This is a genomic window from Ideonella sp., assembly GCF_041287625.1.
GTDB lineage: Bacteria > Pseudomonadota > Gammaproteobacteria > Burkholderiales > Burkholderiaceae_C > Ideonella.
Map to the genome: position 1 here is coordinate 1 of NZ_JBGGNH010000029.1, position 8,883 is coordinate 8,883.

The 8,883-nt window shown below is 67.9% G+C and carries 12 protein-coding genes; 8 read left to right on the forward strand and 4 right to left on the reverse strand.

What is annotated here, in order from left to right; all coding sequences use genetic code 11:
* From ACAH41_RS11665 to ACAH41_RS11675, 3 genes are all read left to right on the forward strand, one after another.
* On the forward strand, window positions 1-139 hold a 139-nt coding region (locus tag ACAH41_RS11665), incomplete at its 5' end, for a carbohydrate porin (RefSeq protein WP_370538298.1).
* A gap of 95 nt (window positions 140-234) precedes the next feature.
* On the forward strand, window positions 235-1,167 hold the full coding sequence (locus ACAH41_RS11670) for a 2-dehydro-3-deoxygalactonokinase (RefSeq protein WP_325654969.1): 933 nt from the start codon (window positions 235-237) through the stop codon (window positions 1,165-1,167).
* 20 nt (window positions 1,168-1,187) lie between these two features.
* On the forward strand, window positions 1,188-1,811 hold the full coding sequence (locus ACAH41_RS11675) for a 2-dehydro-3-deoxy-6-phosphogalactonate aldolase (RefSeq protein WP_325654970.1): 624 nt from the start codon (window positions 1,188-1,190) through the stop codon (window positions 1,809-1,811).
* Here ACAH41_RS11675 and ACAH41_RS11680 read toward each other — a convergent pair.
* The 3 genes from ACAH41_RS11680 to ACAH41_RS11690 form a co-directional block, all read right to left on the reverse strand.
* Window positions 1,789-2,841 carry a serine hydrolase gene (locus tag ACAH41_RS11680; RefSeq protein WP_325654972.1) on the reverse strand — a complete coding sequence of 351 codons (1,053 nt, stop codon included), beginning with the start codon at window positions 2,839-2,841 and terminating at the stop codon, window positions 1,789-1,791. The two genes, ACAH41_RS11675 and ACAH41_RS11680, sit on opposite strands and share 23 nt — an antisense overlap.
* Window positions 2,842-3,102: 261 nt before the next feature.
* On the reverse strand, window positions 3,103-3,507 hold the full coding sequence (locus ACAH41_RS11685) for a type II toxin-antitoxin system VapC family toxin (protein ID WP_325654974.1): 405 nt from the start codon (window positions 3,505-3,507) through the stop codon (window positions 3,103-3,105).
* Window positions 3,504-3,731 carry an AbrB/MazE/SpoVT family DNA-binding domain-containing protein gene (locus tag ACAH41_RS11690; protein ID WP_325654976.1) on the reverse strand — a complete coding sequence of 76 codons (228 nt, stop codon included), beginning with the start codon at window positions 3,729-3,731 and terminating at the stop codon, window positions 3,504-3,506. The genes ACAH41_RS11685 and ACAH41_RS11690 overlap by 4 nt, the downstream gene beginning before the upstream one ends.
* A 274-nt stretch (window positions 3,732-4,005) precedes the next feature.
* Between ACAH41_RS11690 and ACAH41_RS11695 the strand changes: the two genes are divergently transcribed.
* Together ACAH41_RS11695 and ACAH41_RS11700 are read left to right on the forward strand one after the other, a co-directional pair.
* Window positions 4,006-4,470, forward strand: a complete 465-nt coding sequence (locus ACAH41_RS11695) for an excisionase family DNA-binding protein (RefSeq protein ID WP_325654978.1) — start codon at window positions 4,006-4,008, stop codon at window positions 4,468-4,470.
* Window positions 4,471-5,052, forward strand: a complete 582-nt coding sequence (locus tag ACAH41_RS11700) for a PIN domain-containing protein (protein ID WP_325654980.1) — start codon at window positions 4,471-4,473, stop codon at window positions 5,050-5,052.
* A 45-nt stretch (window positions 5,053-5,097) separates the two neighbouring features.
* On the opposite strand, the gene ACAH41_RS11705 is transcribed toward ACAH41_RS11700, so the two are convergent.
* A complete protein-coding gene (locus ACAH41_RS11705) occupies window positions 5,098-6,069 on the reverse strand; it encodes an aliphatic sulfonate ABC transporter substrate-binding protein (RefSeq protein ID WP_325654982.1) in 972 nt (323 codons plus the stop codon).
* Window positions 6,070-6,378: 309 nt separating this feature from the next.
* On the opposite strand from ACAH41_RS11705, the gene ACAH41_RS11710 reads away from it, so the two are divergent.
* The 3 genes from ACAH41_RS11710 to ACAH41_RS11720 all read left to right on the forward strand — a co-directional run.
* Window positions 6,379-7,329: an ABC transporter substrate-binding protein gene (locus ACAH41_RS11710; protein ID WP_325655162.1), complete on the forward strand. Its 951-nt coding sequence runs from the start codon at window positions 6,379-6,381 to the stop codon at window positions 7,327-7,329.
* 20 nt (window positions 7,330-7,349) lie between these two features.
* Entirely contained in the window at window positions 7,350-8,411 is a 1,062-nt protein-coding gene (locus ACAH41_RS11715) for an ABC transporter permease (RefSeq protein WP_370538299.1), read from the forward strand.
* Window positions 8,405-8,883 (forward strand): ABC transporter ATP-binding protein (locus tag ACAH41_RS11720; RefSeq protein WP_370538297.1); only part of this gene is annotated, 479 nt, incomplete at its 3' end. The genes ACAH41_RS11715 and ACAH41_RS11720, both read left to right, overlap by 7 nt.

An 8,883-nucleotide genomic window follows, 5' to 3' on the forward strand; every position in this document is an offset into this window, starting at 1 on the left:
CTGGAACCGCCCGGAGCTGCGCCTGTACGCCACGTTCGCCAAGTGGAACAAGGCCGCTGGCAACGTGACCGGCCAGGACGCCTTCAACGACAAGACCTCGGGCAACAGCTTCGGCGCCCAGATCGAATGGTGGTTCTGATCCAGGTCCGGGAGGCGTCCAGCCTCTGACCCGATCCGGGGCCGCTCGGGGTTGAACCCCGGGGGGCCCCTTTTACTTGAGTTTCCAAGCACACGATGACTGCTTCCGCTTCCTCCTTCATCGGCATCGACTGGGGCACCACGCATCGGCGCGCGAGTCTGCTGGGCGCCAGCGGCGAGCAGCTCGCGCAGCGTCACGACGCAAAGGGTGCGCTGGCCAGCGCCGGCCGCTTCGGCGCCGCGCTGGACGAACTGCTGGCTGCGTGGCCGGCATTGGCCGCCGACACGCCGGTGGTCATGGCCGGCATGGTCGGCTCGGCGCTGGGTTGGCAGGAAGTGCCTTACCTCGACGCAGCCGAGCCGCTGCGAGAACTGCCCGCCCACACGGTGCCGGTGCAGGGCGCGCCAGCCGGCCGCCACTGGCGCCTGGTGCCCGGCCTGCGCTGGCGCGGCGAGCGTGGCCAGGTCGACGTGATGCGTGGCGAAGAAACCCAGCTGCTGGGCGCGCTGCAACTGCTCGGCCCCAAGGCCGACGACGGCTGCTACGTGCTGCCCGGCACCCACAGCAAATGGGTGCAACTGCAAGGCGGCCGCATCCGGTCGCTGCGCACCTGCATGAGCGGCGAGCTGTTTGCGCTGCTGCGCCAGCAAGGCACTTTGTCCGCCGCGATGCAGGCTGCGCCGGCCGATGCCGAACCTGACCCGCAAGCCTTCGCCAATGGCGTGGCAGACGCGGCCGATGGCGTGCTCAGCCACACGCTGTTTGGCGCCCGGGCCCGTGTCGTCACCGGCACGATGCCGGCCGCAGCGGCTGCGGCCTATGTCAGCGGCCTGCTGATTGGCGCCGAATGGCACGACCAGGCCCGGCTTGGTGCGCTGGCCGGCGGCCCGGTGCGGGTGATCGGCGAACCGGCGTTGGCGGTGCTGCACGAGCGCGCCGCCGCCCAGTTGGGCCATGCCACCGAGACGCTTTCGGCCAAGGCGGTGCAGCTCGCCGCCTGGCAGGCCTTCCAAGCCCACATCGGCTGAAGCCGCAAGGAACACACCCCATGAACACGAACGACGCGGCCTGGCCGCCCACGCCACCGTTGGTGGCCATCCTGCGCGGCCTGCAGCCCGAACGCGCCACCGCCGTCGGCCAGGTCCTGTTCGACGCCGGCTTCCGCGCCCTGGAAGTGCCGCTGAACCGCCCCGGCGCGCTGGAAGCCATCTCGCTGCTGCAGGCCATGAAGCCGGCCGGCAGCTGCGTCGGCGCAGGCACCGTGACCTCGGTGGCCCAGGTCGAAGCCGTGGCCGCCACTGGCGCCCGCCTGATGGTCTCGCCACACTTCGACGCCGCCGTCGTGACCCGGGCCGTGGAACTCGGCTGCTACAGCGTGCCCGGCATCTTCACCGCCAGCGAAGCCTATGCCGCGCTGCGCGCCGGCGCCCACGCGCTGAAGATCTTCCCCGCCGAAGCCATGCCCCCCGCAGGCCTGCAAGCCATCGCCAGCATCCTGCCGCCCGGCACCGCGCTCTGGCCCGTCGGCGGCATCACCCCCGAAAGCCTGGCCGGCTGGCGCAAGGCTGGCGCCAATGGCTTTGGCATTGGCGGCGCGCTGTTCAAACCCGACACGTCGCTGGATGCGATCGCCGCCTCGGCCAAGGCCTTCATCGAGGCCTGGGCGCGGTGAGTTCCGGCACGGCTGCCAGCACCGCCTGCAGGATCTCCTGCGAGCGCCGCTGGCCGTAGCCCCGCCCGTAGGCGCTGGAGGCCACCGTGACCACCAGCGCCTGTTCGGGCAGCACGTAGACCTTGTTGCCGCCATTGCCCGAGGCGAACCACACGGGGACCTGCTGGCCGCCCACGCGCATCGCCTTGAAGTACCAGAAGTGACCGTATTGGTCGGCATACGGGTCGACGCTGCCGATTGCAACGCGCGGCTGCAGCATCTGCGCGATGCCGGCCCCGGTGACGACGCGCTGGCCCTGGTACTCGCCGTTGTTGCGCACCAGCTCCCCCAGCGCCGCCATGCCGCGGGCCGTCAGCCACAGGTTGCCCTGGCCCTTGGTGTGGCCGGCCACGTCGGCATCCCAGCGCCACTGCCGAATGCCCAGCGGCTCGAACAGGTTCAACCGCGCGAAGTCCCGCAAGGGCTGACCGCTCGCCTGTTCGACGACCAGCCCAGCGATGTAAGCCGTCAACGAGTTGTAGCGGTAGACCGTCCCCGGCGGGTCCGCACGCGGCACGCCCAGCGTGAAGGCCAGCGGGTCGGCCGCGTCGTCCAGCTTGTCCTCCTGGCCAGGCGAGGTCGGGTCCTCGTCAAAGGCCGCGAGGCCCGAGCGCATCGTCAGCACGTCGCTCAGCGCCACGTCGCCAATCGCACTGCCCCTGGCCGCCGTCCAGTAGGCTTGCACCGGATCGGCCAGGCTGCGGATCCTTCCTTGGTCCACCGCAATCGCCACCAGCAGCGAGGTGACGCTCTTGCCGGCCGAGCGCACGTCATGCAACGTGTCCGCCGTCTCGCCATTGAAGTAGCGCTCGGCGGCGATGTGTCCCTGGTGCATCACGACCACGCTTCGCAGGTCATGGTGCGGCTCGTCATCCCAGCGCTGCAGCACCTGGTCCAGCAGCGGCGCTTCTGGCTGCACGCTCTGGCACCCTGCCAGGTCCAGCCACAGTGCTGCCGCAGCAGCTGCCTTGATCACCCTGTTCCAGCGCATCGCTCACCCGTTCCTGTAAGCCGGACGGCGGGGCGCCGTCCGAGCAGGCATCATGGCGCGTTTGGATGACGCCTCCGGGCAAGCCCGTTTCTCGCGTCCGCGACATGCAGCCACCCTCGTTCCTCGCGCCCGAGATGTGCACTGTCACCAGCGCCAGGCTCACGCTGGAGACGCAGACCGCTGAGCACGCCGAAGCGATGTTCGCAGTGCTCAGCGACCCGGCGATCTACACCTGCGAGCGTTTTGGAGTGGCCTCGCGATTCACCGCAACAGCTGAGCGCCGGGCAGCCTGGAAGCGCCCACGTCGAAGGTCATGAACTGCAGCCGACCGAGTTGTGCGGCGCGGGCCTTCTGCAGGCAATCCGCGAAGTCGGCTGTTGGGTGATGGTTCCACAGGTACAGCGCTTCCTCCACGGTGGGCACATGCTCGAAGCTGAAGTCGGTCGATTCGAGCAGCTTGACGAAGGCGTCGGCGATGACCGGACGATCCAGCTTCATGCGACTGCGCAGCACCCACTCGGTTTCCAGCAGCGTGCACAGCAGGATCAAAACCGGCGTGCCGGCGGCGGCTTCTTCTGTCACCAGCCGCAGTGCTGCCGCAAACTGGGCTTCGTCATCGCGAACCAGCAAGCGCACCAGCACGTTGGTATCGATCGCGACACTCATGCCTTGAACGGGTTCATGTCCTCCACGGCAACGGTCGGCTGACCCGGCCGCTGCAGCAGGCCGGCCACGTCGGCGATGCTGCGATTCTTGGGGCGCATGACGACCGTGCCATCGCTCAGCAGCGTGAAGGTCATCTTGTCCCCGGAACGCAGGCCCAGCCGCTCGCGGATCTCCCGCGGCACCGTGACTTGCCCTTTGCTGGTCAACGTTGTTGGCTCGGCCACTGCGTGCCTCCTGGTATTACGTTATCAAACATCGTAATACCGATGGCCGGGTCAGGCAAGACTGCCTGCCTGCGTGCGCGCGCTTCACGCGCCGTTCCACCTTGAGCCGGAAGAATTGCTGATGTTGCGCGAAGTCCTTGCCGCGTAGCCGTGGCGTTGAACCAGTGACAACAGGCAAAACGCACGTTGCACCCATGGCGGTTATTGCACTTATTTCACTTGATGGCATAGTGCACATCGGCCGTGGTCACTGTCGCGGCCTTGGAGAGCACCCATGAGCACAAACGAGAAAATTCTTGAGGCGCCCATGTTGGGCGAAGCGGAACAGAAGATGGCAGCAGCGGCGCAGCGTTGCCTGATGGCCTCGCTTGACCATTCGCGCGCCGCGGCCATCACCGTTTCGGACGAAGCCGGTGTTGAGGCGAAGATCGAAGTTCCGCCGGGCGTGCTCCGGCTGCTGGCGAATGTGCTGGGGATGATGAGCGAAGGGCATTCCGTCAGCCTGGTGCCTGAAAACCGCGAGCTGTCCACCATCGAGGCGGCGGCATTCCTGAATGTCTCGCGTCCGTTCCTGGTGAAGGAACTGGAGCAGGGCAAGATGCCATTTCGCAAGGTAGGCTCCCACCGCAGGATCGAGTTTCGGGCGGTGATGGCCTATCGAGATGCCATGCGCAACCAGAGCGAAGCGGCGCTGCAGCGCATGGCCGACGCGGAGCGCGAAATGGGGCTGGACTACTGAATGGCGGGCTTGCTGCGATACACCGCACTGCTCGACGCTTGCGTGCTGTTTCCGCTGGGGGTGTGCGATGCGCTGATGTCGGTGGGCAAGACAGAGTTGTTCGCCCCGAAATGGACCGCCCGCATCGACGACGAGTGGACACGCAGCCTGGCGGCGCAATACAGCCGGCCGGTCCAAGACTTTCACGCCCGCCGCGAAGACATGCACCTGGCCTATCCCGATTGGGAAGTGCCAGAAGCGGCATGGTCACCGCTGGTGGCGGCCCTGGCGCTGCCGGACGAGAACGACCGCCATGTGCTTGCCGCCGCGATTGCAGGCCACGCCGACTGCATCGTCACCATGAACCTCAAGGACTTTCCGGCCAGCGTGCTGGGCGCGCATGGCATCGAGGCGGTGCATCCGGATGAATTCCTGATCCACCAGTTTGAACTGGACCAGGTGCGGGTGCTCACGGCCTTCAAGCAGATGCGCATGCGCCGACGCAACCCTGCATTCACACCGCAGATGTTTGCGGACGCCATGGAGCGCAATCAACTGCTGGCGGTGGCCAGGCTGCTGCGCGATGCCGCAGACCTGATCTGACGGTTCTGGTTCAGCCAAGCCGATGGGTACCACCGGCCAGCTACCTCAAGCCGGCTGCCACACCGGCGACTCCGCGATGCTCACCTTGCGCGGCAGCACCTGCGCCAGCGTGAACGCGTCGGCGATGCGTTGTTGTTCGGCGAGGGATTCCGCGTCCACCGGCTGGACCTTGTAGCTGCGGCGCTGGTTGGCGGCTTCCACGGTGGCGGCGTCCAGGCCGATCAGCGGGCCTTGCCATTCGGCGGCCGGCTTGGGGTTCTGCTTGATCCAGTCGCCGGCGCGCTGCAGCTCGCGGTACACGGCGGTGAGCACATCGGGGCGGCGCTGGGCGAAGGGGGTTGCGGCGAGGTAGAAACGGCGGTAGCTGGAGAGCCTGGTGCCGTCCACCAGCACCTTGGCGCCGGACTGGCGCTGCACTGCGGCGAGGAACGGGTCCCACACAACCCAGGCGGCCACGCTGCCGTTTTCGAAGGCGGCGCGGCCGTCGGCCGGGCTGAGGTAGGCGGGCGCTATGTCCTTGAACGTCAGGCCGGCCTGGCTCAGCGCTTCGAGCAGCAGGAAGTGCGCGCCGGCGCCCTTGGCAAACGCCACCTTCTCGCCCTTCAGCTGCGCCACGCTGGTCAGCGGCGAATCCTTCTTCACGACGATGGCTTGCGCGGTCGGCGAGGGCGTCTCGATCGCGTAGTAGGTCAGCTTCGCACCGGCGGCCAGCGCAAACGGCGGCACCGCGTCGGCCACATCGGCACTCAGGTCGATGGCACCGATGTTCAGCGCTTCCAGCAGCGGCAGGCCGGAGCTGAACTCGTGCCACGAGACCTGCACGTTCTGCGCCGCCAGCGCCTGCTCCAGCGTGTTGCGCGACTTCAGGAAGATCGTCAGCGTGGACGACTTCTGGTAGCCGATGCGCAGCTTCTCGGGTTCGGCCGCCAGCGTGGGCAGCGAGGCCAGTGGCAGTGCCGCAAGCCCGGCGGCCTGCAGCAGTTGGCGACGGGACAGGGCAGGGAAATCGTGGGACATGGCACCTCGGCAACAGCAGGGAACAACAGCGCGCCAGCCTAGGTGCGCGCAGGCGGTGGCCGAACGAACCAATCGTCAGATCGATATGCCGCCACCGAGCGCAGAGGGCGCAGCCACGAGGGAAGCGAGCCAATGACCGCGCCGGAACGCATATCGAAGCGTCGCATCATCATTTCCATTTCGGCATGATCATTGGTTAACTTCATGCACTGTTTCAAAGACCTGCAGGGAGTGCCCGTGAATCCAGTCGAATCCAAACCTGGCCTTGTCATGCCGCCACGCCGGCGCGTCATCAGCGGTGGCGCTGCGATGGCGGCGGCTGCTTCCCTGGGGCTGCTGAGCCGCCGCGCGTGGAGCGCGCCGCGCAAGCTCACCTTCGCCTGGAACGCGAATGCGTTCTGCCTGTCGCCTGTCCTGGTGGCGCTGGAGCACGGCTACTTCGAGCGCAACGGCCTGCAGGTGGAGCTGGTCAACTACACCGGCTCGACCGACCAGCTGCTGGAGTCGCTGGCCACCGGCAAGGCAGACGCCGCAGTGGGCATGATCCACCGCTGGCTGAAGCCGCTGGAGGCCGGTTTCGACGTGAAGATCGTCGGCAGCTCGCATGGCGGCTGCGTGCGGCTGATTGGCGCGAAGACGGCCGGCGTCACCGACCTGAAGAAGCTCAAGGGCAAGACCATCGGCGTGAGCGACCTGGCCAGCCCGGGCAAGAACTTCTTCGCCATCCTGCTGGCCAAGAACGGCATCGACGCCGAGCGCGACGTGAACTGGCGCCAGTACCCGGCCGACCTGCTGGGCGTGGCGGTGGACAAGGGCGAGATCCAGGCCATCGCCGACGGCGACCCCAACCTCTACCTGCTGGAGAAGCGCTCGCCCGGCATCTACACCGAGCTGGCCACCAACCTCTCGGGCGAATACGCCGACAAGACCTGCTGCATCATCGGCGCCCGCGGCGAGCTGGTGCGCAAGGAAAAGCCGGTCGTCGCCGGGCTGGTGCGGGCCATCGTGCAGGCCTCGGACTTCGTGGCCGACAACCCCAACGAGACCGCCGAGATCTTCCACAAGCACGCACCCAACGTCGCCACCGAAGACCTGCGCAAGCTGCTGGGCACGCTGACGCACCGCCACCATCCGGTCGCGCAGGACCTGCAGAAGGAGATTGAGTTTTACGCCAATGATTTCCGCTCGGTCGGCGTGCTCAAGCAGAGCACCGACCCTGCGCGCTTCGCCCAGCACGTCTACTACAACGCACTGGGCTGAGCACCATGGCACTGCTGCGCATGCTGGACGAGGTCTACGGCCTCCCAGGAAATTCAGGCACCTCTTTGACGGCCGCTTCGGCTGCACCCGCCAAGCCTGCCGTGGTGGTGACTGCTGAGCCAGCGCCGCCCGCCGCCAGGCGCTGGCGCGTGGGCCTGCTGGCCGCGCTGGCCTGGGGTGGCCTCGCGGCGCTTACGCTGCTGTGGCCCAACCAGGCGGTGGGCTTTTCGGACTGGGCCTACACGCGCGAGTTCGGCTTCCTGGCCGGCGCGGTCGGCCTGCTGCTGCTGGCTGCGGTGGGCGTGAACCCCGGCCGCGCCAGCCGCTGGCGCGCGGCCGGGCCGTGGCTGGTCGCGCTGCCGCTGCTGCTGGGCCTGTGGCAGGTGTTGACGGCCAAGCTCGCGGTCCTGCCCACTCCGTTTTTTGCACCACCGCAAAGCCTGGCCGAGGTCTACATCGACGACTGGAAGCGCCTGGGCGAAAGCACCTGGCACTCGGCCCTGCTGCTGGTGCAAGGCGTGAGCATCGGCACGGTGGTCGGCTTCCTGGTGGGCGTGTCCATCGGCTGGTCTCGCCACATCGGCTACTGGGTGCATCCAGTGATCCGCTTCGTCGGGCCCATCCCGGCTTCGGCGCTGCTGCCGCTGGCGTTTTTCTTCTTCCCGTCCAGCCATGCCGCCGCGGTGTTCCTGATCGCGCTGGCCACCGGTTTCCCGGTCGCGGTGCTGACCTGGTCCGGGGTCGCCAGCGTCAACAAGCAGTACTACGACGTGGCGCGCACGCTGGGCGCGTCCGAGTGGTTTCTGGTGCTGCGGGTGGCCATTCCGGCCGCGCTGCCGCAGGTCTTCGTCGGCCTGTTCATGGGCCTGGGGGCGTCGTTTTCCATCCTGGTCACGGCCGAGATGATGGGCGTGAAAGCCGGGCTGGGCTGGTACCTCAGTTGGGCCCAGGGCTGGGCGGCTTACACCAACATGTACGCGGCGTTGATCGTCATGGCGCTGCTGTGTTCCGGCCTGATCACGCTGCTGTTCGCGGTGCGCGACCGCGTGCTGTCCTGGCAGAAAGGCACCGTCAAATGGTGAACGCCGTGATCGACACACCGCCGCTCGCGGCAGTGGCTTCGCCCGCCCGGGGCGCGCGCATCGACGTGCAGGGCGTCAGCCACCGTTTCCCCGGCCTCGGCAGCCAACCGCCGCTGCCGGTGCTGGCCGACATCGACCTGACGGTCGCGCCCGGCGAGTTCGTCGCGTTGCTGGGCCCCAGCGGCTGTGGCAAGTCCACGCTGCTGCGCCTGGTGGCCGGGCTGGAGCCGGCCAGCGCCGGCCAGCTGACGCAGGACGGCCGGCCCATCACCCGGCCGGACCCGTCGCGCATCGTCGTCTTCCAGGACCCCACGCTCTACCCCTGGCGCACCGTGTGGGACAACGTGGCGCTGGGCCTGCAGGCGCGCGGCGTGCTGCGCGAACAGCGCGGCCGCGTGGACCAGGCGCTGGCGCTGGTGGGCCTGACCGAGTTCGCCGGCGCGCATCCGCATGCGCTGTCGGGCGGCATGGC

Excerpts from the sequence above, each read along its gene's own strand:
- ACAH41_RS11670 (WP_325654969.1), top strand. The coding sequence starts at position 235 with ATGACTGCTTCCGCTTCCTCCTTCATCGGCATCGACTGGGGCACCACG.
- ACAH41_RS11675 (WP_325654970.1), top strand. The coding sequence starts at position 1,188 with ATGAACACGAACGACGCGGCCTGGCCGCCCACGCCACCGTTGGTGGCC.
- ACAH41_RS11680 (WP_325654972.1), bottom strand. The coding sequence starts at position 2,841 with ATGCGCTGGAACAGGGTGATCAAGGCAGCTGCTGCGGCAGCACTGTGG.
- ACAH41_RS11685 (WP_325654974.1), bottom strand. The coding sequence starts at position 3,507 with ATGAGTGTCGCGATCGATACCAACGTGCTGGTGCGCTTGCTGGTTCGC.
- ACAH41_RS11695 (WP_325654978.1), top strand. The coding sequence starts at position 4,006 with ATGAGCACAAACGAGAAAATTCTTGAGGCGCCCATGTTGGGCGAAGCG.
- ACAH41_RS11700 (WP_325654980.1), top strand. The coding sequence starts at position 4,471 with ATGGCGGGCTTGCTGCGATACACCGCACTGCTCGACGCTTGCGTGCTG.
- ACAH41_RS11705 (WP_325654982.1), bottom strand. The coding sequence starts at position 6,069 with ATGTCCCACGATTTCCCTGCCCTGTCCCGTCGCCAACTGCTGCAGGCC.
- ACAH41_RS11710 (WP_325655162.1), top strand. The coding sequence starts at position 6,379 with ATGGCGGCGGCTGCTTCCCTGGGGCTGCTGAGCCGCCGCGCGTGGAGC.
- ACAH41_RS11715 (WP_370538299.1), top strand. The coding sequence starts at position 7,350 with ATGCTGGACGAGGTCTACGGCCTCCCAGGAAATTCAGGCACCTCTTTG.